The organism is Streptomyces sp. NPDC037013 (assembly GCF_055607265.1).
This window is the reverse complement of the sequence record NZ_JBVJRV010000001.1, coordinates 1,074,362-1,098,729: the sequence shown is the minus strand read 5'-3', so window position 1 is coordinate 1,098,729 and position 24,368 is coordinate 1,074,362. Positions and strand designations below refer to the sequence as shown.

21 protein-coding genes are annotated in these 24,368 nt (G+C 72.9%); 12 read left to right on the top strand and 9 right to left on the bottom strand.

What is annotated here, in order from left to right; genetic code table 11:
• Positions 1–58: 58 nt before the first annotated feature.
• Positions 59–1,960: an ABC transporter ATP-binding protein gene (locus ACZ7DY_RS04815; RefSeq protein WP_471130015.1), complete on the bottom strand. Its 1,902-nt coding sequence runs from the start codon at positions 1,958–1,960 to the stop codon at positions 59–61.
• Positions 1,961–2,133: 173 nt separating this feature from the next.
• Here ACZ7DY_RS04815 and ACZ7DY_RS04810 point away from each other — a divergent pair, with 173 nt between their 5' ends.
• The 3 genes from ACZ7DY_RS04810 to ACZ7DY_RS04800 all read left to right on the top strand — a co-directional run bounded on the left by ACZ7DY_RS04810 (position 2,134) and on the right by ACZ7DY_RS04800 (position 6,461).
• The gene (locus ACZ7DY_RS04810) at positions 2,134–2,928 is read left to right on the top strand and encodes an SDR family oxidoreductase (protein ID WP_471130013.1); all 795 of its coding nucleotides are present in this window, start codon (positions 2,134–2,136) and stop codon (positions 2,926–2,928) included.
• A gap of 225 nt (positions 2,929–3,153) precedes the next feature.
• Positions 3,154–5,343, top strand: a complete 2,190-nt coding sequence (locus ACZ7DY_RS04805) for an ATP-binding protein (RefSeq protein ID WP_471130011.1) — start codon at positions 3,154–3,156, stop codon at positions 5,341–5,343.
• A 143-nt stretch (positions 5,344–5,486) separates the two neighbouring features.
• Complete coding sequence (locus ACZ7DY_RS04800) at positions 5,487–6,461, top strand: epimerase (protein ID WP_471130008.1); 975 nt, start codon at positions 5,487–5,489, stop codon at positions 6,459–6,461.
• A gap of 49 nt (positions 6,462–6,510) precedes the next feature.
• Here the strand turns inward: ACZ7DY_RS04800 and ACZ7DY_RS04795 are convergent, their stop codons facing one another.
• Entirely contained in the window at positions 6,511–7,839 is a 1,329-nt protein-coding gene (locus ACZ7DY_RS04795; protein WP_471130006.1) for an ROK family protein, read from the bottom strand.
• A 175-nt stretch (positions 7,840–8,014) separates the two neighbouring features.
• Here ACZ7DY_RS04795 and ACZ7DY_RS04790 point away from each other — a divergent pair, with 175 nt between their 5' ends.
• Genes ACZ7DY_RS04790 through ACZ7DY_RS04775 form a run of 4 tightly spaced genes read left to right on the top strand, consistent with a single transcriptional unit; the run spans position 8,015 to position 12,653 of the window.
• Positions 8,015–9,334, top strand: coding sequence for an ABC transporter substrate-binding protein (locus ACZ7DY_RS04790; protein ID WP_471130004.1), 1,320 nt, complete (start codon positions 8,015–8,017; stop codon positions 9,332–9,334).
• 10 nt (positions 9,335–9,344) lie between these two features.
• Positions 9,345–10,340 carry a carbohydrate ABC transporter permease gene (locus ACZ7DY_RS04785; protein WP_471130001.1) on the top strand — a complete coding sequence of 332 codons (996 nt, stop codon included), beginning with the start codon at positions 9,345–9,347 and terminating at the stop codon, positions 10,338–10,340.
• Entirely contained in the window at positions 10,333–11,235 is a 903-nt protein-coding gene (locus ACZ7DY_RS04780; protein ID WP_471129998.1) for a carbohydrate ABC transporter permease, read from the top strand. Before ACZ7DY_RS04785 ends, ACZ7DY_RS04780 begins: the two co-directional genes overlap by 8 nt.
• A 29-nt stretch (positions 11,236–11,264) precedes the next feature.
• A complete protein-coding gene (locus ACZ7DY_RS04775; RefSeq protein ID WP_471129995.1) occupies positions 11,265–12,653 on the top strand; it encodes a GH1 family beta-glucosidase in 1,389 nt (462 codons plus the stop codon).
• A gap of 34 nt (positions 12,654–12,687) precedes the next feature.
• On the opposite strand, the gene murJ is transcribed toward ACZ7DY_RS04775, so the two are convergent.
• Both murJ and ACZ7DY_RS04765 read right to left on the bottom strand, forming a co-directional pair.
• On the bottom strand, positions 12,688–14,289 hold the full coding sequence (murJ, locus tag ACZ7DY_RS04770; protein WP_471129992.1) for a murein biosynthesis integral membrane protein MurJ: 1,602 nt from the start codon (positions 14,287–14,289) through the stop codon (positions 12,688–12,690).
• A gap of 1 nt (position 14,290) precedes the next feature.
• Complete coding sequence (locus tag ACZ7DY_RS04765; RefSeq protein WP_471129989.1) at positions 14,291–15,109, bottom strand: DUF1963 domain-containing protein; 819 nt, start codon at positions 15,107–15,109, stop codon at positions 14,291–14,293.
• 157 nt (positions 15,110–15,266) lie between these two features.
• Between ACZ7DY_RS04765 and ACZ7DY_RS04760 the strand changes: the two genes are divergently transcribed.
• Both ACZ7DY_RS04760 and ACZ7DY_RS04755 read left to right on the top strand, forming a co-directional pair.
• The gene (locus ACZ7DY_RS04760) at positions 15,267–16,220 is read left to right on the top strand and encodes an aldo/keto reductase (RefSeq protein WP_471129986.1); all 954 of its coding nucleotides are present in this window, start codon (positions 15,267–15,269) and stop codon (positions 16,218–16,220) included.
• Positions 16,221–16,253: 33 nt separating this feature from the next.
• Positions 16,254–17,735: a hypothetical protein gene (locus ACZ7DY_RS04755; RefSeq protein ID WP_471129983.1), complete on the top strand. Its 1,482-nt coding sequence runs from the start codon at positions 16,254–16,256 to the stop codon at positions 17,733–17,735.
• A 36-nt stretch (positions 17,736–17,771) separates the two neighbouring features.
• On the opposite strand, the gene ACZ7DY_RS04750 is transcribed toward ACZ7DY_RS04755, so the two are convergent.
• Positions 17,772–18,380: a TetR/AcrR family transcriptional regulator gene (locus ACZ7DY_RS04750; protein ID WP_471129980.1), complete on the bottom strand. Its 609-nt coding sequence runs from the start codon at positions 18,378–18,380 to the stop codon at positions 17,772–17,774.
• 108 nt (positions 18,381–18,488) lie between these two features.
• On the opposite strand from ACZ7DY_RS04750, the gene ACZ7DY_RS04745 reads away from it, so the two are divergent.
• From ACZ7DY_RS04745 to ACZ7DY_RS04735, 3 genes are all read left to right on the top strand, one after another.
• Positions 18,489–19,988 carry a cytochrome P450 gene (locus tag ACZ7DY_RS04745; protein ID WP_471129977.1) on the top strand — a complete coding sequence of 500 codons (1,500 nt, stop codon included), beginning with the start codon at positions 18,489–18,491 and terminating at the stop codon, positions 19,986–19,988.
• 85 nt (positions 19,989–20,073) lie between these two features.
• Entirely contained in the window at positions 20,074–20,373 is a 300-nt protein-coding gene (locus tag ACZ7DY_RS04740; protein WP_471129974.1) for a hypothetical protein, read from the top strand.
• The gene (locus ACZ7DY_RS04735; RefSeq protein WP_471129971.1) at positions 20,370–21,386 is read left to right on the top strand and encodes a glutathione S-transferase family protein; all 1,017 of its coding nucleotides are present in this window, start codon (positions 20,370–20,372) and stop codon (positions 21,384–21,386) included. Before ACZ7DY_RS04740 ends, ACZ7DY_RS04735 begins: the two co-directional genes overlap by 4 nt.
• 42 nt (positions 21,387–21,428) lie before the next feature.
• Here the strand turns inward: ACZ7DY_RS04735 and ACZ7DY_RS04730 are convergent, their stop codons facing one another.
• From ACZ7DY_RS04730 to ACZ7DY_RS04715, 4 genes are all read right to left on the bottom strand, one after another.
• Positions 21,429–21,746, bottom strand: a complete 318-nt coding sequence (locus ACZ7DY_RS04730) for a hypothetical protein (protein ID WP_471129968.1) — start codon at positions 21,744–21,746, stop codon at positions 21,429–21,431.
• A gap of 145 nt (positions 21,747–21,891) precedes the next feature.
• Entirely contained in the window at positions 21,892–23,103 is a 1,212-nt protein-coding gene (locus ACZ7DY_RS04725; RefSeq protein WP_471129965.1) for a glycosyltransferase, read from the bottom strand.
• Positions 23,100–24,026 carry a TipAS antibiotic-recognition domain-containing protein gene (locus ACZ7DY_RS04720; RefSeq protein ID WP_471129962.1) on the bottom strand — a complete coding sequence of 309 codons (927 nt, stop codon included), beginning with the start codon at positions 24,024–24,026 and terminating at the stop codon, positions 23,100–23,102. The genes ACZ7DY_RS04725 and ACZ7DY_RS04720 overlap by 4 nt, the downstream gene beginning before the upstream one ends.
• 81 nt (positions 24,027–24,107) lie before the next feature.
• Positions 24,108–24,341, bottom strand: a complete 234-nt coding sequence (locus ACZ7DY_RS04715; protein ID WP_471129957.1) for a hypothetical protein — start codon at positions 24,339–24,341, stop codon at positions 24,108–24,110.
• Positions 24,342–24,368: the final 27 nt, after the last annotated feature.

Sequence of the window (24,368 nt, the reverse complement as noted above, 5' to 3'; positions counted from 1 at the left end):
GACCATCGGCGGGCGGGTTCCGGGGTGCTTGCGGGCCGGGGGGCCTCCGCGCCGCCGGTCATGCCGGGGTCGCCAGGAACTGGGTCGCCGCCAGCTCTCCGTACAGCGGGTCCGCGGCCACCAGTTCGGTGTGCGTACCCACCGCCCGTACCCTTCCCGCGTCCATCACCACGATCCGGTCCGCCAGGGTCACCGTCGACAGGCGGTGGGCGACCACGAGGACGGTGACCTCGCGGGACACCTCGGCGACCACGTCCCGCAGCGCGAGTTCGTTGACCGCGTCCAGTTGGGAGGTCGCCTCGTCGAGGAGGAGCAGGCGCGGTTTCCTCAGCAGCGCCCTGGCGATCGCCACCCGTTGCCGCTCGCCGCCGGAGAGTTTGGAGCCGCGGTGTCCGACGACCGTCTCCAGGCCCTCCGGCAACCGCTCGACCACGGCGTCGAGGCGGGCGCGCACCAGCACGTCGTGGAGTTCCGCGTCGGTGGCGTCCGGCGCCGCGAAGCGAAGGTTCTCGCGCAGGGTGCCCGCGAGGACGGGGGCGTCCTGCTCCACATAGCCGATGGCGGCGCGCAGTTCGGCCAGCGGCCACTCCTGTACGTCCCTGCCGTCGACGAGGATCCGGCCGCCCGTCGCCTCGTAGAACCGCTCGATCAGGCCGAACACGGTGGTCTTGCCCGCTCCCGACGGCCCGACGAACGCCGTCATGCCCGGTCCCGGCACGTCGAAGGTCACACCGTGGTGGACGTACGGGAGGTCGTCGCGGTAGCGGAACGTCACGGCATCGAAGGTCACGGAGGCCGGACCGCCGCCGGGCTCGGCCCTCACCGTCTCCCGCTCCCCGTCGCTCGCTTCCGTCTGCTCCGTCTCTTCCGTCTCCAGGCGTTCCGCCTGCACGATCCGGGCGATCGCCGCCGAGCCCACCTGGTACTGCGAAGCCGCCTCGACCAGGCGCGACACCGGGTCGATCAGATAGAAGAGGAAGAGCAGGAAGGCCACCAGCGTCGAGACGGATATCGCCCCCGACGCGACGCGCGCGCCACCGATCCCGAGCACCGCGAGGAACGACACCTGCACCGCGAGGCCGACCGAACTCCAGGCGATGGACTGCCACTTCGCCGAGCGCACCCCGTGCCGCCACGCATCCTTCGCGGCCGCCTCCACCGCAGCGGCCTCACGCTGCTCGGCGCCGGAGGCCTTCACCGTCCTGAAGGCGCCGAACGCCCGCTCCAGAGCGGTCGATATGGTGCCCACCGCCTCCTGCGCCCGCTGCGTCGCCCGCGAGATCCTGGGCATGACGAGCCCCACCGCGCCGCCGATCAACACGATCACGCCCAGCGTCACGCCGAGCAGCACCGGGTCCATCAGCCCCATCATCACGATCGTCGCGAGGAAGGTGAGGCCGCCGGAGGCGGCGGACACCACGGACTGGGTGGTGACGGCCCGCAGCAGTGTCGTGTCCGAGGTGACGCGGGACATCAGGTCGCCCGGCTGGGTCCGCTCCACCTCCGCGAGGCGCAGCCGCAGCAGCCGGCCGATCAGGGTGCGCCGCGCCGCGAGCACCACGGACTCGGCGGTGCGTTCCAGGACGTACGCGCCGACGGACTCGATCGCGGTGCCGAGCACCACCAGGGCGGTCAGGAGCACCAGGACGCCCGTGATGGAGTCGTCTCCACCGAGCCGGTCCACGAGCGACTTGGCGGCGAGCGGCTGCGCGAGCCCGGTGGCCGAGCCGATCAGTGTGAGGAACGCGCCCAGCGCGACGGCTCCGCGATGCGGCCGGAAGTGCCGGTACAGGGCGCGCCAGGTCTCCTTGGCGGGCAGCCGTTCGGGCTTCCCTGCGCCCTTCGGCGCGGGCCCGATGGCGGGTTCCGTTCTGCCGCGCGAGAGGCCCGGCTCGGGTCCCGGGGCGGGGCTCGGGGCGGATCCTGATGGGGGTCCTGCGGGGCGTGCTGCTTCGGTCACGTCTGGCAGGACGCGGTGGGCGGTGATCCACCTGACTGGGCGCGCCGGTCCGTCGTCCGTCTCTGGCCGCTTGCTTGGAGTGCACTCCAGGGCCATAGCGTCCAAACAGCCGGGCCCAACACCCAATGCGTGTCGGCGCACCATCCCGCACGACCAACCGAAAAAGGCGGCAAGTGGCAGACAACCGATTCACCACGCACGCGGAACTCTTCGATCTGCGCGGAAAGCGCGCGCTCGTCACCGGCGGTACCCGAGGCATCGGAATGATGATCGCGCGTGGCCTTCTCCAGGCGGGCGTCCGCGTGGTCATCAGCTCACGCGACGCGGAAGCGTGTGCTCAGGCGCAGGAACAGCTGTCCCCATTCGGTGAGGTGCGGGCCATCCCCGCCGACCTGTCCCGCCACGACGAGTGTCGGCGCCTGTCCGACCTGGTCACCGCCGACTCGGAGCGGCTCGACATCCTCGTCAACAACGCGGGCGCCATGTGGGACGAGCCGCTGGAGACGTTCCCGGACGCGGCCTGGGACACGGTCGTCGACCTCAACCTGAAGGCGCCGTTCTGGCTGGTCCAGGCGTTGCTGCCCGCACTGCGCGGGGCAGGCACCACCGACGACCCCGCGCGGATCATCAACATCGGCAGCATCGCCGCCATCCACATCCCCCAGCGGCCCAACTACTCGTACTCCAGCAGCAAGGCCGCCTTGCATCAGCTCACCAGGGTGCTCGCCAAGGAACTGGGACCGCAGCACGTCACCGTGAACGCCGTGGCGCCGGGACCGTTCCCGTCGATGATGATGGCCGCGACCCTCGACGAGTACGGCGAGGCGATCGCGGCGTCGGCCCCACTCCGCCGGATCGGCCGCGACGACGACATGGCGGGTGTGGCCGTCTTCCTCGCCGGCCGGGCCGGCGCGTACGTCACGGGCGCCGTGATCCCCGTCGACGGCGGCATCGCCACCACCGCGTAGGTCGTCCACCTCCAGGTCCCGTCCTCAGCCGGTCAGGTCTCACCCGTACTGGATAGCGAGGAGTCGCTGCCCCGCATGATTCGTCCGGCGCTTCACTACCCCGGGCGCCGCGGCGGAGTTGAACGGTCCGTCGAGTTCGGTGCAGTGACGATTCTGCGGAGGGCCGGCGCCGTAGGGCGGGCAGAGGCTCGCGGCGGTGGAGGACGCGAGCGGAAGTGGATGGGTGTGCGAGGACGAGGTCGCGGCGAGGACGCGGGACGGCCGCAGTGGTCGGGGCGAGGTGCCGGTGGCCTGATCGGGCGGGCCGGGGAGCTGGCGGCGCTCCGCAGGATGCTCGCCCAGGGCAGGCTGGTCACGGTCGTCGGCGGTGCGGGGGTCGGCAAGAGCCTGCTCGCCGAGCACGCGGCCGCCGCGGTGGGCGGTTCGCTGCCGGACGGTGTCGTGCGGGCTCGCTGGTGGGACGCCTCCCCCGTGCGGCGGCGGTCGGTCGCGGAGACGGTGGCCGAGGCGATGGACGACGGGAACGGGGACGAGGCGTGCGACGCGGTGGGCACGGGGCGCGCCGGGGCGTGCGGGGCGGCCGTCGGGGTCGCGGCGCTGGTCGAGCGGCTTGGACCACGGCGGCTGCTGCTGGTCCTCGACGACGTCGACCCGGTGCGCGCGGAGTGTGTCCGGCTCGTACGGGCGCTGCTCGACGCGGCCCCGGGGGTGCGGGTCCTGACCACGGGGCGGCACCCCCTGGGCCTCGGCGACGAGGCGGTGCTGCGGCTCGGTCCGCTGGAGGTCACGGCAGACGACGGCGGCGTCCGGCCCGGAACCGATGTGCCGTGCGGCACCGGGGTTCACATGGGCGCCGACGACGGCCCGGGGTCCGCCACGGCACCTGCCGTGACGCTGTTCCTGGAGCGGGCTCGTGCCGCCCGGCTCCGCGCGGGAATCCACGGCGACGACTGCGCCCCGCCCGGGCGTCGCGCCGGTGCGCACGGCCACCACCCCGAGGAGCTGCGGCTGGCCGGCACCATCTGCCGGCGGCTCGAAGGCGTACCGCTGGCCGTCGAGCTCGCCGCCGCGCAGGCGGCGAAGTATCCGCTGGCACAGTTGGCCCGGATGCTGGAGTCCGCGCAGGGCTGGCTGGGCGCGGCGGACGCGTCGCTGCGCCGGCACCGTTCGCTGCGTGCGGCCATCGGCGCGGGGTACGCCCTGTGCGGTACGGCGGAGCGCACCGTGTGGGCCCGACTGAGCGTGTTCAGCGGGGAGTTCGACGAGGACGCGGCCGCCTACGTGTGCTCCGGCGGCGGGCTCGGCCCCCAGGACGTGCCGCCCGCGCTGGTCCGTCTCGCCCTCGCCTCGGTCCTGGAGCCGGTGCGCGATCCCGGCGGGGTGCTCGCCCCGCGCTACCGGCTGCCTGCCGCGGCCCGCGGGTTCGGCGCCGAGCGGCTCCAGTCCGCCGGGGAGACCGCGTCGGCCGTCAGCCGCCACCTGTACTGGTACGCCCATGTCGCCTCCACCGCCCACCACTTGTGGAGCACCGGGATGCACAAGCGGGCCGTCGCGCTCGTCCGCGACGAGGAGACCGACCTGCGTGCCGCCCTGGCCCGGGAGCCGGTCGGCACCGGCCAGTCGTCGCTGGCGCTCGCCGTCGACCTGTGGTTCTGGTGGGCGCTCTGCGGCCGTGCCGAGGAGGGGCGCGCGGTGCTCGGCCGGCTGCTGCCGCTCGTCCGCTCCGACACCCGCGTGCGCGCGCAGGCGCTGTGGCTGGCCGGGTGGCTCGCGGTGGCGACCGGCGCCCCGGACGCCCTCGAACTCCTCGGCCGCGCATGGCGCGTGGGCGTGCTCACGGGCGATGACGCCACCGTCGGGCGGGTCTCGCACGTGCTGGGGGCGCTCGCCCTGGAGGACGGCAGGACGGAGCGGGCCATCGCCCATCTGCGGGAGGCCGCCGAGACCGTCCCTGTACACGCCGAGCACGGTCCGGCCGCGGCCGCCAGCTGGGCGCTGCTGGCCGTGGCGCAGGCCCGGGTCCGGCCTGCGGACGCCCGGCGCAGTGTGCGGCGGGCGTCGGCGGGCCCGCAGCCACGTCACGATCTCTGGACCCGCTCCATGACGCAGTACGCGCAGGCGCTCGTCGACCATGCGCGCGGACGCCGCAGCCGGGCCTGGCGGCGGGCCCACAAGGCCCTCGCCGGTGCTCTCGGGGTGGCGGGGGCCGCGCGGGGTGCGAGAGCGGTGGTGGCGGAGGGGGGCGGCGCGTTCGGTGGTGGCGTCCCGGAGACGGGCCCGGCCGTGGCGGTGCCGCCCGGCGTCTCGCTGATCCACCGGCTGATCGCGGACATCGAGGCGGGCCCGGCCGGGCTCACCCCACAGGCCAGGCCGCCGCGCCAGGGCGGTGACCGGGACGGCGTGGCCCCGCCCTGAGGCCCGGCCCTGAGGCCTCGGCCGGTGGGCCACGCCCGACGTGCGCCGACCGGCCCGCTCGGCCGACGGCCCTACCGCCGTCCGCGGCCGTACGGGCAGGTCGTACGCTCGCCGTACGAGATCGGGCGTCACGGGGAGGGCGAGTGAAGATCGTGCTGCCGGGAGGGACCGGCCAGGTGGGCGGTGTGCTCCGCCGTGCGCTGACCGCCGCGGGCCACGAGGTCGTGGTGCTGACCAGGCGCCCGGCGCGCGACGGCGAAGTCGCCTGGGACGGCCGGACGCTCGGCCCCTGGGCCGAGGTGATCGACGGCAGTGACGTCGTCGTCAATCTCGCGGGCCGCAGTGTCAGCTGCCGCTACACCGACGAGAACCTCCGCGCCATGATGGACTCGCGCGTGGACTCCGCACGCGTCGTGGGCGAGGCGATCGGCGCCGCCGGGAAGCCGCCCCGGATCTGGCTCCAGATGAGCACCGCCACCGTCTACGCCCACCGTTTCGACGCGCCGAACGACGAGACCACCGGCGTGATCGGCGGAGAGGAGCCGGGAGTCCCCGGCTACTGGGCCTACAGCGTCGAGATCGCCAAAAACTGGGAGCGGGAGCAGGAGCGGGCCGCGACGCCGCGGACGCGGAAGGTGGCCCTGCGGTCGGCCATGGTGATGAGCCCCGACCGCGGCGGCGTCTTCGACCACCTGCTGTGGCTGACGCGGCTCGGCCTCGGCGGACCGGTCGCGGGCGGCGCCCAGTACGTGTCCTGGATCCACGACCGTGACTTCGTCCGTGCCGTGGAGTTCCTGATCGCGCGGGACGACATCGCCGGGGCCGTCAACCTCGCGGCTCCCGGGCCGCTGCCGCACCGGGAGTTCATGCGGGTGCTGCGCGGCGTCCAGGGCATGCCGGTCGGGCTGCCCGCGACGCGGTGGATGGCCGAAGTCGGCGCCTACGTTCTCCGCTCCGACACCGAACTGCTCCTGAAGAGCCGCCGGGTGGTGCCCGGGCGGCTGCGGGACGCCGGGTTCACCTTCGAGCAGGGCGCCTGGCCGCCGGCGGCGGCCGACCTCGTACGACGGGTTCGCGGCGAGCGGTCCCGTTCCCGACGGACGTCGGCCCGTTCCTGAGCGCGTCCGTCTCCGCCTCGCGCGCGGTTCCGGTGTCCGGCCGGCCCGTTCAGCGCGCCCCACGCCCCTCAAGCACCACCTGCCAGTCCGGCACCGCCGGTGTCGAGGCCTCCGTGCGGGGCGGGGCCGTGCGGCGGCGGCCGCCGCGGGTGAAGAAGTCGGCGAGGGGCAGCGTCGCGGCGCCCACGGTGACGGCGTCCGGGCCGAGTTGGCCGAGGGTGACGGTGGCGCGGGCGGCCGGGTGGCGGAGCGCGTACGCGTCGGCGTACTCCCGGATGGCGGGCAGCAGGTGCGGGCCCAGCTGGAGGCCCGCCCAGCCGCCGACGAGGACCCTCTCGGGGCCGAAGAGGTTGACGAGGTCCGAGATGCCCGCGCCGAGGTACTCGGCGGTCTCGTCGAGCACGGCCGCGGCCACCGGGTCCGGCGCGGCGCCGTCCCCTGGGTGGGCGGCCGCAAGCAGCGCGCTGACACCGGTCTCCTCGTCCGCGCCGGGCGGCAGCAGGCCGCCCTCCTCCTGCCAGCGCGCCAGGAGCGCCTCGGCACCCGCGTACGCCTCCAGGCAGCCGCGCGCGCCGCAACGGCAGCGTCTGCCGCGGACGCGCACGGTCAGGTGGCCCCACTCGGCGGGCGCGCCGGACGCGCCGCCGTGGATGACGCCGCCCGTGACGACGCAGGCGCCGACCCCGGAGCCGATCAGCACGATCGCCGCGTCCCGCGCGCCGCGGCCACCGCCGAACCACATCTCGGCCTGACCCAGGGCGCGGGCGCCGTTGTCGACGAAGTAGGCGGTGTCCGGGGGGAGTTCGACGGTGTCGCGGAGCATGCGTTCGAGGGGGACCGCGTCCCAGCCGATGGTCTGGCCGTGCACCACCGTGCCGTCCGAACCCTCGCGGTCGACGATGCCGGGGACGCCCACGCCCACGCCGATGAGAGAGCCGTACGCGGCGTCCGGTTCGATGCCGGCTTCCGCCACCACCTCGGCCACGCCTTCCCCGATGTGGCGGACGATCGTCTGCACGTCGTAGCCGGAATCCGTCAACGGCCTTTCGGTGCGGGCCAGTTCGGTCAGCGCCAGGTCGAAGGCCTCCACGCGGACGCGGGTCTCCCCCACATCCACTCCGATGAGGCGGCCGCTCGACGGCGCGACGCGCAGCAGGGTGCGCGGGCGGCCGCCGTCTGATTCGACGCTGCCCGCCTCCTCAAGGAGGCCGTCCGCGGTGAGTTCGGCGACGACGTTGCTCACGGAACCCGAACTGAGTCCGGTCGCGGGTCCGAGCGCCTGCCGGCTCATCGGGCCGCCGAAATACAACCGTTGCAGTACCGAGGCGCGGTTGCCCACGCGCAGGTCGCGCACCGTTCTGCTGCTCCGCTCGGCCATGTGGCTCCTCTCCGCTCGGCAACATACCGGTGCGCCACCTCTTGACGCGACTATCTCTCAGGTTTTAACTCACGTCCTAAATTAAGTCGTGAATTCGTTCAGACGCCGAACTCGGCGCGCTCTCATGCCTGTTCTCACTCCCTGTGCCATCAACCACGAAGGGGACGGATCCGCCATGCGCAGACTCCGAGCCGTGGCAGCACTTGCCACCGTGACCGCTCTCACCGGTGCCACCCTGACGGCCTGCGGCGGCGGGACCGCCGGCGGCGAGGGCAGCAACGCCTCGCCCAAGACGCTGACGTACTGGGCGTCCAACCAGGGGCCGAGCGTCTCGGCGGACAAGAAGATCCTCGCTCCCGAGCTGAAGAAGTTCGAGGAGCGGACGGGGATCAAGGTCAAGCTGGAGGTGGTCCCCTGGTCCGACCTGCTCAACCGGATCCTGGCGGCGACCACTTCGGGCCAGGGCCCCGACGTCCTCAACATCGGCAACACCTGGTCGTCCTCGCTCCAGGCCACCGGCGCCCTGCTGCCCTGGGACGCGAAGAACTTCGCGGCGATCGGGGGCAAGGACCGCTTCGTGGACGCCGCGCTCGGCTCCACCGGCGCCGCGGGCAAGGACCCGGCGGCCGTACCGCTGTACTCGCTGTCGTACGCCCTCTACTACAACAAGGCGATGTTCAAGGCAGCGGGGGTCAGTAAACCCCCGGCCACCTGGGCGGAGTTGGTCGCCGCGGGCAAGAAGATCTCCAAGGGCGGCAAGTGGGCGCTGGGGGCCGAGGGTTCGAACCTGGTCAACAACATCCACCAGGCCTTCGCCCTCGGCAAGCAGCACGGCGCGGACTTCTTCGACGCGCAGGGCAGGCCGACCTTCACCTCGCACGGCGCGGTGGCGGCCGTGAAGCAGTACGTCGACTTCATGGCCAAGGACAAGATCATCGCGCCGGGGAACGCCGAGTACGCGCAGAACCAGTCGCTGCGGGACTTCGCGCAGGGCAAGACCGCGATGGTGCTGTGGCAGGCCGCCGCGACGACGTTCGAGGCCCAGGGCATGAAGCCCGACGAGTGGGGCGTCGCCCCGGTCCCCGTGCCGTCCGGTGAGCCGGGCGCGGACCGCCAGGTCAACTCGATGGTGGCGGGCATCAACATGGCCGTGTTCAAGAACACCGACAACCTCGACGGCGCGCGCAAGTTCGTGAAGTTCATGACGAGCGACGCCGAACAGACCCTGCTCAACAAGGCGTACGGGGCGATCCCGCCGGTCAAGGCCGCGCAGCGGGACCCCGCCTTCGACCGCGCCGACACGGCCGTGCTGCGCGACACGCTCCGCAAGAGCGCCGCCCCCCTGCCACAGGTCCCCGACGAGTCGCAGTTCGAGACGTCGGTCGGCACGGCCATCAAGAACCTCTTCGCAGACGCCGCGGCCGGCAGGCCGGTCTCCACGGCATCCGTGAGGGCAGAACTGTCCAAGGCACAACAGCAGATGCCGAAGAGCTGAGAGCCGTCCCATGACCACGCTCACCACCCCACCGCCGCCCAAGGAGCTGGCCGCGCCGCCCGGAGACGGGCGCGCGCCGCGGCTGCGGCTGCCCGCCCGGCTGCGCCGCGTCTCGCTCCCCTACCTCCTGCTGCTTCCCGCCCTGCTCCTCGAACTCGTCGTCCATCTCGTGCCGATGGCCGTCGGCATCGCGATGAGCTTCAAGGAGCTCACCCAGTTCTTCATCCGCGACTGGGGGGCCGCGCCCTGGAACGGCATGGACAACTACGAGCTGGCGGTGGACTTCGACGCCCCGGTCGGCGAGGCGCTGCTGCACTCGTTCCTCGTCACCGTCGTGTTCACCGTCCTCTCCGTGGGCCTGTGCTGGCTGATCGGCACGGCGGCCGCCGTCTTCCTCCAGGAGAACTTCCGCGGCCGCGGCCTGCTGCGCGCCGTCTTCCTGGTGCCGTACGCGCTGCCGGTGTACGCCGCCGTCATCACCTGGTCGTTCATGTTCCAGCGCGACACGGGACTGATCAACCACGTCGTCCACGACCAACTGGGGCTCACCGACAGCCCGCCGTTCTGGCTGATCGGCGACAACAGCTTCATCGCGCTGCTGACCGTCTCGGTGTGGAAGGGCTGGCCGTTCGCCTTCCTGATCGTCATGGCCGGGCTGCAGAACATTCCCAAGGAGCTGTACGAGGCTGCGTCGATCGACGGCGCCGGCGTGTGGCAGCAGGTGCGGCGCATCACGCTGCCGTCGCTGCGCCCGGTGAACCAAGTCCTCGTCCTGGTGCTGTTCCTGTGGACGTTCAACGACTTCAACACGCCGTACGTCCTGTTCGGCAAGTCGGCGCCCGAGGCGGCGGACCTCATCTCCATCCACATCTACCAGTCGTCGTTCGTCACCTGGAACTTCGGCACGGGCTCCGCCATGTCGGTCCTGCTGCTGCTCTTCCTGCTCCTGGTGACGGCCGGCTATCTGCTGGTCACCTCGCGGGGAAGGATGACCGCCGATGTCTGAGACCCTGGCCGCGGGCGCCCCGTCCCGCCCGGCGTCCCGCCCCGCCCGCTCGCCGGGCGCGCCCCCGCGCTCCTTCCTGTGGGCGCGGCGCGTCTTCCTGACCCTGCTGACCGGCTTCGTCCTGCTGCCCGTGTACGTCATGGTCAGCAGTTCGCTGAAGCCGCTGCAGGATGTCTCCGGGTCCTTCCGCTGGATGCCGAGCGGGTTCACCGTCCGCCCGTACCTCGACATCTGGAAGACGGTGCCGCTGGCGGACTACTTCATGAACTCGCTGATCGTGGCGGGCGCGGCGACGCTCTGTTCGGTGGTCATCGCGGTGTTCGCGGCGTACGCGGTCAGCCGGTACCGCTTCCGCGGCAAGCGGGTGTTCACCGTGACCGTCCTGTCGACGCAGATGTTCCCGGGCATCCTCTTCCTGCTGCCGCTCTTCCTCATCTACGTCAACGTGGGCAACGCGACGGGCATCGCGCTGTTCGGCTCGCGGGCCGGGCTCATCCTCACCTACCTGACGTTCTCGCTGCCCTTCTCCATCTGGATGCTGATCGGCTACTTCGACTCGGTGCCGCGGGAGCTGGACGAGGCGGCGCTGGTCGACGGCTGCGGCCCGCTGGGCGCGCTGTTCCGTGTCGTGGTGCCCGCCGCGATACCCGGCATCGTCGCGGTCGCCGTCTACGCCTTCATGACCGCCTGGGGAGAAGTGCTCTTCGCCTCCGTCATGACCAACGAGACAACCCGCACCCTCGCCGTGGGCCTGCAGGGCTACGCGACCCAGAACGACGTGTACTGGAACCAGGTCATGGCCGCCTCGCTCGTCGTGAGCGTCCCCGTCGTCGCCGGGTTCCTGCTCCTGCAGCGCTATCTCGTCGCCGGACTCACCGCGGGAGCCGTCAAGTGACCCTCCCCGCACCTGCCGAAAGGATCTCCGTGTCCGACCCCTCCGCCCTGACCGACCCCTCGTCCCCGGACCTCGCCGCGCTGCCGCGGGACTTCGCGTGGGGTGTGGCCACCTCGGCGTACCAGATCGAGGGCGCCGTCGCCGAGGACGGCCGCGCGCCCTCGATCTGGGACACCTTCGCGCGGGTCCCCGGCGCGGTCGACGGCGGCGACACCGGTGACGTGGCCTGCGACCACTACCACCGCTGGCCCGAGGACATCGCGCTGATGCGGGAGCTGGGCGTCGACGCCTACCGCTTCTCGCTCGCCTGGCCGCGTATCGTGCCGGGCGGTGACGGGCCGGTCAACGCGGCGGGGCTCGACTTCTACGACCGGCTCGTCGACGCGCTCCTGGCGGCGGGCATCACGCCGAGCGCGACGGTGTACCACTGGGATCTGCCGCAGGCGCTGCAGGACCGCGGGGGCTGGCCCCGGCGCGAGACCGCCGAGCACTTCGCGGCGTACGCCTCCGTGGTGGCCGAGCGGCTCGGCGACCGGGTCACGCACTGGGCCACGCTCAACGAGCCGCTGTGCTCCGCCTGGATCGGCCACCTGGAGGGCCGCATGGCGCCGGGTCTGCGGGACCTCACGGCCGCCGTCCGCGCCTCCTACCACCTGCTGCTCGGCCACGGCCTTGCCACGCAGGCGATCCGCACGGCGGCGCCCGGCGCGCAGGTCGGCATCGTCAACAACCTCTCCCCGGTGCGGCCGGCCTCCGACCGGACACAGGACATCGCCGCGGCCCGGCGCGCGGACGGGCACACCAACCGCTGGTGGCTCGACCCGCTGCACGGGCTCGGCTTCCCCGCCGACATGCGGGAGGTGTACGGCGTCGACCTGCCGGAGCGGGCCGGCGACCCGGCGACGATCGCACAGCCGCTGGACTGGCTGGGGCTCAACTACTACTTCCCTGCGGTCGTCGCCGACGATCCGGCGGGCCCGGCGCCGTTCGCCCGGCAGGTGTACAGGCCCGAGGTGCCGCACACCGGCATGGGCTGGGAGATCGACGCGGGCGGCCTGGAGAGTCTGCTGATGCGGCTGACCGAGGAGTACGGGGCGCGCAGGCTGTACGTCACCGAGAACGGCTCGGCCTACCCCGACGTGGTCCGCGCCGACGGCACGGTCGACGACGCGGAGCGCACCCGGTACCTGCGCGAGCACCTGGCGGCGTGCGCCCGCGCCGTCCGCCGGGGCGCCCCGCTGGCCGGGTACTTCGCGTGGTCGCTCCTGGACAACTTCGAGTGGGCGTACGGCTACGACAAGCGCTTCGGTCTGGTGCACGTCGACTACGCCACCCAGCGCCGCACGGTGAAGAGCAGTGGCCGCCACTACGCGGACCTGGTCCGCGCCCACCGCCACCGGGCCGCCCGGGCCGCCTGAGCGGCGGCCCGTCGTACGCGACCGCTGCCCGGCCTCAGCGCCGCAGGCCGGGCAGCATGCGCACCTCCGCTATGCGCAGCAGCCGGGCGAGGGCGAGATAACCCGCGACCATCGTGAGCCCGCCGGCCAGCAGTGCCAGGGCGGTCGCCGCCGTCCCCGCCTGCGTCAGCTGGGCACCCCCGCGGGCGGCGGCCCAGCCGAGCGCGCCGGCCAGGGCGGAGGCGAGGATCAACTTGCCGTAGGTGCGGACCAGTCGGCGCCCGTCGATGCGGCCGCCGAGCCGGCGGCGCAGCAGCCGTGCGGTGAGCAGCAGCCCGACCGCGTACGAGAGGGTGTAGGCGGCGGCCATGCCGGTGACGGCCCAGCGTGCGGGCAGCAGCAGGTGGCAGGCGCCCGCCAGGGCGATGTTGACGCCGGCCACCCAGAGCGCCATCCAGAACGGGGTGCGGGTGTCCTCATGGGCGTAGAAACCGCGGAGCAGGAGGTACTGCGCGGAGAAGGGGATGAGGCCGAGGCCGAACGCCTGCAGCATGTGGCCGAGGGGCCGGGTGGCGGCGGCGTCGGACGCGCCGTGCGCGAAGAGCAGTTCGGCGGTCTGCGGCCCGAAGGCGAGGAAGAAGAACCCGGCGGGCACGATCACCGTGCCGGTGACGCGCAGGGCGCGGGAGAGTTCCTCGCGCAGGTCGGCCGTGCGGCCCTCCGCGGCGGCCCGGCTCATCCGGGGCAGCAGCGCGGTCACCAGTGAGACGGTGACGATGGACTGCGGCAGCAGCCAGATGGTCTGGGCGTACGTGTACGCCGTGTAGCCGACGCCTTCCTTCGGCAGGCTGCGGTCGGCGGCGTTGGCGAAGTTGGTGACGACGGTCAGCGCGACCTGGTTGGCGAGGACGAGCAGCAGGGTCCAGCGGGCGGCCCGGGCGCTCTTGCCGAGGCCGGTGCCGCGCCAGTCGAAGCGCGGGCGGAAGCGCACCCCGGCGGCGTGCACGTACGGCAGGAGGGCGAGGGACTGCAGGGCGATGCCGATGGTGGTGCCGATGCCGAGGAGCCGGACCTGGGCGGCGGTGATGTCGTGCACGTCGCCGGGGACCGTCATCAGCCCGAGGTAGGCGCCGAACATGGTGACGAGCACGACGTTGTTGAGGACCGGGGTCCACATCATCGCGCCGAACTTCTCGCGGGCGTTCAGGACCTGTCCGAGGATGCCGAAGAGCCCGTAGAAGAAGATCTGCGGCAGCAGGAACCGGGCGAAGACCACGGTGAGTCGGAACGCCTCGTGGTTCTGTGCGGTGTCCCGCATGTAGAGGGCGACGATCTGTGGGGCCGCCCACACGGCGAGGGCGGTGCCGATGCCGAGGACGCAGACGACCAGGGTGATCAGGCGCTGTTCGAAGGCTTTCCCGCCGTCGTCGTCGGTGGCGCGGGCGCGGACCAGCTGGGGCACCAGGACGGCGTTCAGGGCGCCGCCGATCAGCAGGGTGTAGAGGCTGGTGGGCACGGTGTTGGCGGTGTTGTACGTGCCGGCGAGGAGGCCGGTGCCCAGGGCGGCGCCCTGGAGGACCTGCCGGATCAGGCCGGTGGCGCGGGAGATCACGGTGCCGAAGGCCATCAGGAGGGAGGAGCGTGCGAGCGTCGCCATGTCAGCAGCACCTCACGTGGGGTTCGGCGCGGGTGAAGTCGCCTTCGCGCAGGGCGCTTTCGGGTATGAGGAAGTACAGGGTGCCGGCGTCGCCCCACCCCCAGCCGAGCTCCTCGTCGCCCTGGAGTTGCAGCAGGTGCACGTACGGCTCGTCACCGGCGTCCGTCAGGACGGGGGTCGCGTGGGACAGCCCGGGCCAGCCGAAGGCCTGGTGGCCGCCGGAGTTGTTGCCGTCGATTCCGTCGAACACGTCAAGGAGCAGCGCGGCGGCTCCCCAGTGGGCGTCCTTGTCGTACGCGATGGCGTGGCCCGGCACGTCCCAGCAGTCGGGCAGCGTGGTGACGGGCGCGGCGTGCAGGGCGCGTGCCGGGTAGCTCCTTGCGGGGTGCGGGGCGGGGCGGTCGACCGCTCGCGCGGGGTCGGCGGGGACGACCCGGCAGGCGGCGGGGGCCGAGGTGTCCAGGCTCCGCAGGCGCTCGTACGGCAGGTCAGGGTCGAGGTGGAAGAAGTTGAGCAGACCGGGCGGGCGTCCGGGCGGTCCGGCGTCCGGCCAGGGCGAGGGTGCGCCGGTGCCGATGGCGGCGCGCACGTCGATGACGGCGTACAGGGAGAGCGGGACGCCCTCGAACTCGGGCCAGGCAGCGCCCGGTTCAAGGAGGTCCGGGCCACCGAGACGGCAGCGGCCCGTCGCTCTTCTGCCGCCCCTGAGTGCTTCGAGGCGGAAGCCGGGGCGGGCGAGGGCCGCCAGATCGGTGCCCGCGCGCTCCCCCAACCGCTCGACGCAGAGCCGCCGCACGTCGACGTCGGGTTCGAATTCCATGCATTTGATCTTCGCACGCTCCCGTGACGAGGAGTTCGGCCGCCGGCGCGTGGACAGCCGGGCCCTTGCCTTGCAGTGCGCTCCAAGTGCGAGCATCTGGGCGCCGCCGGCTCCCCGGTGGTCTTCGTGGGAGGGGATCGACTTGCGTTACCGCACCATGGGCTCTCGCCGTGTATCCGTCCTGTGCCTCGGCACGCTGCCGTTCGGCACGGCGGTGGACGACGCCACGTCCTTCGCGCTGCTCGACCGGTTCGTCGAGCGGGGCGGCACCTTCATCGACACGGCCAACTGCTACTGCTTCTGGCGCGACGGCAGCGACGGCGGGGACAGCGAGCGGCTGGTGGGCCGCTGGCTCGCCGAGCGGGGCATCGGCGACGAGGTGACGGTCGCCACCAAGATCGGTGCCCTGCCCGCGGGCCCCGGCGAGTGGCCCGCCAACCGGGAAGGCCTGTCACAGCGGGCCGTCCGCACGGCGGTCGAAGGAAGCCTGGGCCGCCTCGGCCGCGACAAGCTCGACCTCCTGTACGGGCACATCGACGATCCGGCAACCCCCTTGGAGGAGAGCGTCGGAGCCTTCGCGCAGCTGGTGACCGACGGTGTGGTGGGGCAGATCGGCATGAGCAATCAGGGCGTACGGCGCCTCGAACGGGCCCGGGACATCGCCCGCGAGGCGAACCTGCCGGCCTTCACTGCCCTCCAGCAGCGGCACACCTACCTGAACCCGGCGCCCGACGCGGACTTCGACTACCAGGTCGCCCTGGACGAGCCGATGTCCGGCTACGCCGCCGGCCAGCCGGACCTGACCGTCCTGGCCTACAGCGCGCTCCTCAACGGCGCCTACGCGGGCGGCAAACCGGTCCCGGAGGAGTACCGGCACGCCGGCACGGACTCCGCGCTCAAGGTGCTGGGGGATGTCGCGGCCGAGAGCGGGGCCACTCCCGGACAAGTGGTCTACGCCTGGATGCTGCAGGGCTCCCCCCGGATCATTCCGCTGGTCGGCGTGAGCGGGACGGCCCAGCTGGACGAGGCCCTGGAGGCAGTGGAGCTGGAACTGAGCGTGGAACAGATCGCGCGGCTCGACGCCGCACGGTCGGTCCCCGCCGTTCTCTGACGAAGGTTCGCACGGTCCTGAGAAGATCACCCCATGGCACCCGAGAAGCAGCAACCGACCCTGGCGGCGTTCGGCGTGATCGAGGTGCCGGACGCCGTCCGCGCGGCGGCGCTGCGGTCGCTCGGGGCCGACACCGCCCTGCACGCGGAGTGGTTGGCCGGCCTCGCCGTGAACAGCGCGGCACCGGACGACGTACTGCGGCGCCTGTTCACGCTCGACGCGCCGCCCGGAGCCGAATTCTGGCTGCGCTACCACCAGTTGCCCCCGGCGGCGGTACGGGCGGCTCTCCGGCATCCGAGCCCGCGGGTCCGCGAGATCCTCGCCGAGAATCCATGCCTGTCTCCGGCCGACCTCGCCGTGCTCGCCGAGGACCCGGACCCCAAGGTGCGGCGGGTCGCGGTGGTGATGGCCGGCGAGTACGACCGTGAACTGCCGGCCGAGGTGTCGGTACGGCTCGCCACCGGCCCCGACGCCCGGCTGCGCCGTCTCGCCGCCGGGCTGCGCGGTCTGCCGGCCAGGACGCGGCTCGCGCTGGCGGAGGACCCGGAGCCCCGCGTCCGGGCGGTCGCCGTCAACGCCTGGAGCTGGCCCAGGCTGCGCCCCGATGTCCGGGCCGCGATTGAGGCCGACCCCGCCCCGGAGGTGCGGGCCGCCGTCGCACGCGCCACCTTCGTCGAACCGCCGCTGCCGACGACGATCGAGGAGTTCCAGGCCGAGACGGACGAGCGGCGGCGGCGCGATGCCGCGTCCACCTCGCCGGTGGACGCGGAACTCGCCGCGTTCCTGGTCGCCCACCAGGAGACGTCCCTCCGGCACGGGGCCGCCGTGAATCCCCGCGTTCCCACCGGGCTCGCCCTCTCCTTGGCCGCCGATCCCGAGCCCTCGGTGCGGCTGGCCGTCTCCCTGCGCGCGGACGTCACCGAGGAGCAGCGGGCCGCGATCGACTACACCGTGCCTCCGGGCCGCTTTCCGGTACCGGACTGGGTGCGCGAACGCTTCGACGACCTTGAGGCGTTGAAGGAGATCGCCGCCTCCAGCCATGTGCTGCTGCGCCGAGGTGTCACGCAAGCGCCCGAGCTGCCCGCCGAGGTGATCGAGCGCCTGGCGGGCGACGACGACTACTTCGTCAGGCTGATGCTGTGCGAGAACGACCACGCCCCACACGAGCTGCTCGTGGAGATGTTCGCCGACTGGGACGGGCTGAGCTGGGGCGCCCTGGCCCACCGGCGCAACTTCGCGCGCCCCGGCCTCGCCCGGTTCGCCGACGACCCGAACCCCCGGCTGCGCTACGCGGCCCTCTTCGACCCGACGGCCACGCCGGAACTCGTCGACCGGCTCACCCGCGACCCGGACGACATGGTGCGCCGCCGCGCGGCGGAGGACCCCAGGCTGCCCGTCCCGCGCGTCGTGGAACTGCTCGGCGTCACCGCCCTGGCGCGAGCGGCCGCCCACCATCCGGCGCTGCCCGCCGAGCTCATGCACCGGCTCCTCGACCTCGCGGGCGTCGACCGCTGAGCCGGACAGCTACGGAGCGGGCCTCAAGGCCCCGCCTCAGCGCGTGATCGCCCCGAGCAGGGCCTTGGCACACAAATCCCGCACCTGCTCCCTCGACAGGTCCGGCTCCTCCAGCCACTCAAGGCAGACCGCCACCATGAACGCGAGCCAGCCCCGCACGGCCAGGCGCAGCGCGGGCAGGTCCTGGGTGATGTCCGCGCCGCCCGGATCCGCGGCGAGGGCCGCCAGGATCTGCCGCTCCTGGGCGGCGAGGCCGTTGCGGTAGACCTCGCGGACCAGCGGGTCTCCCGCGGCCTCGGCGCGGTGGAAGGCGCGGAAGCCCTGCGCGTGGCTCTCGACGTAGCCGAGGAACGCGTCGAGTCCGGTGCTGATCTGCTCCCGTACCGGCAGGCCCGGTTCGGCCGCCGTCAGCCGCAGCATGCGCTCGCTCTCGCGGCGCACGACAGCGGCGAAGAAGTCCCGTTTGGTCGGGAAGTAGTGGTACAGGAGACCCCGCGAGACGCCGGCGATCTCCGCGACCCGCTCGATCCACACGTCGTCGTAGGGCTTCTGCGCGAAGAGCCGCGCCCCGACCGAAAGCAGCTGCTCACGCCGCTCTTCGGTGCTCAGTCTGCGGCGGGTGCGCTCCTGGGGATTCGCGGCCATGCAGGCACCTTACTTGACGCGAATTCAATAGCGGTACCAGACTGGGAACTCCTGTTGAATCCACGTACAACAGGCCCAACGGGCCCGTCGGACAAGGGAGATGGGCACATGGCGCAGACGACGAGGTCAGCGGCGGCAAAGAAGCCGGAGGACCGGGGCGGGTCCGGGCAGGACGGGCCGCTCCGGAAGGGGTTCCGCAGCGCCGAGCTCGGCTGGCCCGAGCTGCACCGGATACCCCACCCTCCGCACCGGCTGCCGCTGCTGGGCGACATCCTGGGCGCCAACATCCGCACCCCGCTGCAGGATTCGATGAAGATGGCGGCCAGGCTCGGCCCCATCTTCCGGCGCAAGGCGTTCGGCAAGGAGTTCGTCTTCGTGTGGGGCGCCGGGCTCGCCGCGGACCTGGCCGACGAGTCGCGGTTCGCCAAACACGTGGGCCTCGGCGTCGCCAACCTCCGGCCGGTGGCGGGCGACGGGCTCTTCACGGCGTACAACCACGAGCCCAACTGGCAGCTGGCGCACGACATCCTCGCCCCCGGTTTCAGCCGCGAGGCGATGGCGGGCTACCACCCGCTGATGCTGGACGTGGCACGGCAGTTGACGGCCCGCTGGGACGACCGGGAGGCCGCGGGCCGGGCCGTGGACGTGCCGGGCGACATGACGAAGCTGACCCTTGAGACGATCGCCCGCACCGGCTTCGGCCACGACTTCGGCTCCTTCGAGCGCTCCGCGCCCCACCCCTTCGTCTCGGCGATGGTCGGCACGCTCTCCCACGCGCAGCGGCGCAACGTCGTACCGCCCCTGCTCTCCCCGCTGCTGCTGCGCGGCGCCGACCGGCGCAACGACGCCGACATGGCCTACCTCAACCGCACCGTCGACGCGGTGGTCGCCGCCCGCCGCGCCGCGTCCGGGCCCGGCGGCGGCGACCTGCTCGACCGCATGCTGGAGGTGGCCCACCCCGAGACCGGCGAACGGCTCACTCCGGAGAACATCCGCCGCCAGGTCATCACGTTCCTGGTCGCCGGGCACGAGACGACCTCCGGTGCCCTGTCGTTCGCGCTGCACTACTTGTCGCGCCACCCGGATGTGCTCGCCCGCGCGCGGGCGGAGGTCGACGAGGTCTGGGGCGCCGAGACAGAGCCCGCCTACGAGCAGGTGGCCAAGTTGCGTTACGTGCGCCGGGTGCTCGACGAATCGCTGCGGTTGTGGCCGACGGCACCCGGGTTCGCCCGCGAGGCCCGCGAGGACACCGTTCTCGGGGGTGTGCATCCGATGCGCCGGGGCGCCTGGGCGCTGGTCCTCGCGACCATGCTGCACCGCGATCCGGCGGCGTGGGGGGAGCGTCCGGAGGAGTTCGACCCCGACCGGTTCGCCCCTTCGGCGGTACGCGCCCGCCCCGCCCACGTCTTCAAGCCGTTCGGCACCGGCGCGCGGGCGTGTATCGGACGTCAGTTCGCGCTGCACGAGGCGACCTTGGTGCTCGGCCTGCTGCTGCGCCGCTACGACCTGCACGCCGACCCCGCCTACCGGCTGCGCATAGCCGAGCGGCTCACCCTGATGCCGGACGGCCTCACGCTGCGGCTCACCCGCCGCGCCCGGACCGCCTAGGGCGCCGTTGTCAGACCCGTGCGCGAGAGTGGAGGGTGGCATCGCGATGCCGTACACGCCACTCAGCGCAGAGGAGTCGCTCTCAATGACCGGCACGACGTCCGAGGAACTGCTCGCCGCCCAGGCCTGCTTGCGTCTGCTGCACACGGCACGCGCCGCGCTCTCCGACTCCGCGTCGGTCTCCCCCGCGGCCGCGGCGACGCTGCTCGCGGGGCCGATCGCGGAGGCCGACGAAGCGCTGCGCCGCGCGGGCCTCGCGGGCAATGAGGCGGTGCTCATCGACCGCATCTACGACCTCGCGCCGCCCCCTGGAGGCGGCGGGCACGGCCGTTCCGAGCGGGTGCCGGTGAGCCGGTCCTGCGCGCGAGAAGGGAGCCAGTCATGAGCGCGGAAGAAGGAAACGCCTCGTACGGCCACAAGGAGTTCAAGCGTTCCAAGAGCCACTTCGCGGACCGCATCACCAAGGACGGCGCGGACGGCTGGCCCGTCGAGGCGGGCCGGTACCGCCTGGTGGTGAGCCGGGCCTGCCCGTGGGCGGGCCGTGCCCTGGTGTCCCGGCGGCTCCTCGGCCTGGAGAGCGCCATCTCCCTGGCCGTCACCGACCCCATCCAGGACGACCGGAGCTGGCGGTTCACGCTGGACGCCGACGACCGCGACCCGGTCCTCGGCATCCGCTTCCTCAGTGAGGCGTACGAGGCGCGTGAGACCGGCTATCCCGGTGGCGTCAGCGTCCCGGCGATCGTGGACGTGCCGAGCGGCAAGCTGGTGACGAACGACTTCCAGCAGATCACCCTGGACTTCGCCACGGAGTGGACGGGCCTGCACCGCGAGGGCGCCCCCGACCTGTATCCCGAACCGCTGCGCGACGAGATCGACGCGGTGATGGAGGGCATCTTCCGCGACGTCAACAACGGCGTGTACCGCGCGGGCTTCGCCCCGGACCAGGCCACGTACGAGACGGCGTACGGGGACGTGTTCCGCCGCCTGGAGCTGACCTCCGAGCGCCTCGCGAGCCGGCGCTATCTCGTCGGCGACACCCTCACGGAGGCGGACATCCGCCTCTTCAGCACGCTGGTGCGGTTCGACGCCGTCTACCACGGCCACTTCAAGTGCAACCGCAGGAAGCTGACCGAGGACCGGGTGCTGTGGGCGTACGCCCGGGATCTGTTCCAGACCCCGGGGTTCGGCGACACCATCGACTTCGACCACATCAAGCGGCACTACTACCAGGTGCACACGGGCATCAACCCGACGGCGATCGTGCCGCTGGGCCCCGACCTCTCCGAGTGGCTGACACCGCATCACCGCGAGGAGCTGGGCGGCCGGCCCTTCGGCGACGGCACACCGCCGGGGCCGGTGCCCTCCGGGGAGGAGGTCCCGACCACCGGGCGGGCCTGATCACCCGCGGCCCGCCGGTCAGCCCACAGGTCAGCCCGTCCGTCAGCCCGTCGCGCCACCCGGGTCGGCGAGCGGCCCCTGGGCCGGATCCACGAACCGCTCCCCGGCCCGCTCCGGCCACGGCTCCTTCTCCGGCTGCCAGGTGAACTTGTCACCGCCGACCCACCGCACCGCGTCCGGGTCGTCGAGGTCGTGCACGGTGATGCCCGCCATCGCGGCCGCGTCCAGGACGTCGGTGACGGTCTTCGCCTTGCCGACGACCTCGCCGTCGATCTCCACGATGCGGAACGGCGGATGCCCGGGTTGTACGCCGAGGACCGTGATCCGGGGGTTTGCCATGTACAGGTACGCTTCGGTCATGCCTGGAACTCTTCCACGCTGACCGGCGGGGCCGCCTCGCCAGTCGGCCGCTCGGGCTACGCGGGCGCGTCGCCTTCCCGCCGGGCGAGCGCCACGCGCGTACTCAACCCGTCGAGCGAGGCGAGAAGTTCACGGGCGGAGAACGTTACAGCAGCCGTTCGATCGCCTTCAGCACCTCGCCCGGACCGTCCTCCGCGGCCAGGGTGCGGGCGAGGTGCGCGGCGGTTCGCCCGTACGCCGGTTCGTGGACCGCGCGGCCGAGCGCCTCCGCCAGACGAGGGGCGGTGAGGTCCTTGAACGGGACGGGGTCGGTCGCCGCGCCGAGGGCGGCGAGGCGGGCGGCCCAGAACGGCTGGTCCGCGGTGACCGGTACGGGGACGGCGGGGACCCCCGCGCGCAGCGCCGCCGCCGAGGTTCCGGCGCCCGCGTGGTGCACCACGGCCGCCACCCGGGGAAAGAGCAGGGCGTGCGGCACTTCGCCGACCGTCAGGACGTCGTCACCGGAGGCGGCGAGGCCGGCCCGCCCCGCCTGGAACACGCCCCGCAGCCCGGCCGCGCGCAGCGCCGTCACCGCGATCTCGCCGAGCCGTTCGCCGTCGCCGGCCGCCATGCTGCCGAAGCCGATGAAGACGGGGCGCGGGCCGGCCCGCAGGAAGTCGTCGAGATCGGGCGGCAGAGCGGCGGCGGGCTCGTGGAAGGGCCACCAGTAGCCGACGACGTCGAGCCCCTCGCGCCAGTCCGCGGGCCTCGGCACCACGGCCGGGCTGAATCCGTGCGCCACCGGCCACCCGGCCCGCTCCTGCCGGGCGCGGACCTCGCCCGGTGTCGCGGCGGGCAGCGAGAGGCGGATACGCAGGTCGCGTACGGCGTCGGCGTAGACGCGGTCGACCATGCGCAGGGAGAAACGGCCGAGCGCGCGGTTGCCGAAGCCGCCGAGTGACCGCGTGGTGCCGACGACGGGCGGGAAGGCGCGGGTGGGGTGCGTGGGTTGGAGGTAAGCGCCGAGAGCCGGGATGCTCATGGCCTCGGCCACCTGCCAGCCGAGCGGTGCGGTGGTGGTGGAGAGGACGAGCAGATCGGCGCCGCGTACGGCCGCGTCGACGAGGCCGCCTCCCAGCTCGCGCACGAAGGCCGCGGCCGTCCGCATGAGCTCCTTGCGTCCACCTGTACGCGGCCGGGCCTCCGTATCGGCGGGCAGTTCACGGAAGCGCAGGCCGGCTGCCTCGACGAGCGGCGCGAAGGGGGCATGGGTGGCGAGGGCGACGTCGAGTCCGGCCTCGCGGAGCCGGTGTCCGAGGCCGGTGTAGGGGGCGACATCGCCGTATGAGCCGGCCGCGGCGATCAGGATGCGCGTCACCGGGTCCCCTCGGGGGCCGTGCGGGGTGCGGTCCGCGGGGCCGGGCCGTTCTCGGCGGCCGGGTAGGTGCCGGGCCCCGGATCGACGTCACCCTCAACCTCAGGTTCAGCGTGAGGGTCGACCTCAGGCTCACGTCGAGCCCCGGAGCCCGCCCCGGTCCGGTGCCCCGCGTTGGCCCGTACCGCCGTCCGCAGATATGCGGCTAGCCCCGGCCGCTGCTGAGACGGCGGCACTACGAGGGCGAAGGCGCGCGGGTCGTCGACGAAGTCGTCCGCGATGCGCAGGTGCATCTCGGGCGGGCACGGGGTGAACCAGCGGGCGATGTACCGACGGTGCTCCTCCGCCAGCTCCCTCGCCCGCTCGCCCTGCGGTGGTTCTCCGGCGTCGAAGGCGGCGAGCAGTTCGTCCCGCCACCGGGCGGCCTCCTCCATGAGCCGCGCCCAGTCCTCCTTGGAGTGCGCTGCGGCGCTCTCCATGGCCGTCCGGTGGCCCACGCTGTCCTGCCATTTGAGTTCGGCCTCGGTGGCGTAGCTCAGGTCGAAGGTGATCTCGCCGAACACCTCGAACCGTTCCCGGGGGCTGAGGTCGACCCCGGTCTGCTGCACCTCCATGGCCCGCTCGGCGACCTCCACCAACCGCTCCAGCCTGTCGATCTGCTCGCGCAGCGCCCGGCGTCTGGCCTTCAGCCGGCCGAGGGCGTCGGCCTGCGGGTCGGCCAGGATCTCGGCTATCTCGTCGAGGGCGAAGCCGAGCTCGCGGTAGAAGAGGATCTGCTGCAGCCGGGCCAGATCGGCGTCGTCGTACAGGCGGTAGCCGCTGGGGCTGCGCCCGCCGGGCGTGAGCAGCCCCGCGCGGTCGTAGTGGTGGAGGGTGCGCACGGTGATTCCCGCGAAGCCGGCGACCTGACCGACGGTGTAACTCATGGACCTACCTCGCCTTTCGTCGAGGCACAGCCTGCGCCCTGACGTGACGTGAGGGTCAACGCGGTGCGCGTCCGTGCGGCGTCAGGTCAGCTGGCGCAGCAGGTGGGCGCAGGCGGCCGCCTCGTCCGTATGCCGCGCGAGGGGGTGGTGCGCGCCCCGTTCGTACGTGCCGACCTCCCACGCCCCGTCGCCGGTACCGCGCAGGTAGACGAAGTCGGTGGGCGTGGGGGCCGGTTCGTGGACGCCCTCGATCCAGTAGTAGCCGTCGGCCACGTGGGCGGCGCGCAGGGCCGCCGCCGCTTCCCGGATGTCCAAGGGGTACGTCCTCTCCGCCTCTTCAGG

Coding starts and splice junctions, on each gene's coding strand:
- ACZ7DY_RS04740 (WP_471129974.1), top strand. CDS start 20,074: ATGACCGGCACGACGTCCGAGGAACTGCTCGCCGCCCAGGCCTGCTTG.
- ACZ7DY_RS04780 (WP_471129998.1), top strand. CDS start 10,333: ATGTCTGAGACCCTGGCCGCGGGCGCCCCGTCCCGCCCGGCGTCCCGC.
- ACZ7DY_RS04765 (WP_471129989.1), bottom strand. CDS start 15,109: ATGGAATTCGAACCCGACGTCGACGTGCGGCGGCTCTGCGTCGAGCGG.
- ACZ7DY_RS04735 (WP_471129971.1), top strand. CDS start 20,370: ATGAGCGCGGAAGAAGGAAACGCCTCGTACGGCCACAAGGAGTTCAAG.
- ACZ7DY_RS04760 (WP_471129986.1), top strand. CDS start 15,267: ATGGGCTCTCGCCGTGTATCCGTCCTGTGCCTCGGCACGCTGCCGTTC.
- ACZ7DY_RS04785 (WP_471130001.1), top strand. CDS start 9,345: ATGACCACGCTCACCACCCCACCGCCGCCCAAGGAGCTGGCCGCGCCG.
- ACZ7DY_RS04790 (WP_471130004.1), top strand. CDS start 8,015: ATGCGCAGACTCCGAGCCGTGGCAGCACTTGCCACCGTGACCGCTCTC.
- ACZ7DY_RS04755 (WP_471129983.1), top strand. CDS start 16,254: ATGGCACCCGAGAAGCAGCAACCGACCCTGGCGGCGTTCGGCGTGATC.
- murJ (WP_471129992.1), bottom strand. CDS start 14,289: ATGGCGACGCTCGCACGCTCCTCCCTCCTGATGGCCTTCGGCACCGTG.
- ACZ7DY_RS04750 (WP_471129980.1), bottom strand. CDS start 18,380: ATGGCCGCGAATCCCCAGGAGCGCACCCGCCGCAGACTGAGCACCGAA.
- ACZ7DY_RS04730 (WP_471129968.1), bottom strand. CDS start 21,746: ATGACCGAAGCGTACCTGTACATGGCAAACCCCCGGATCACGGTCCTC.
- ACZ7DY_RS04745 (WP_471129977.1), top strand. CDS start 18,489: ATGGCGCAGACGACGAGGTCAGCGGCGGCAAAGAAGCCGGAGGACCGG.
- ACZ7DY_RS04795 (WP_471130006.1), bottom strand. CDS start 7,839: ATGGCCGAGCGGAGCAGCAGAACGGTGCGCGACCTGCGCGTGGGCAAC.
- ACZ7DY_RS04720 (WP_471129962.1), bottom strand. CDS start 24,026: ATGAGTTACACCGTCGGTCAGGTCGCCGGCTTCGCGGGAATCACCGTG.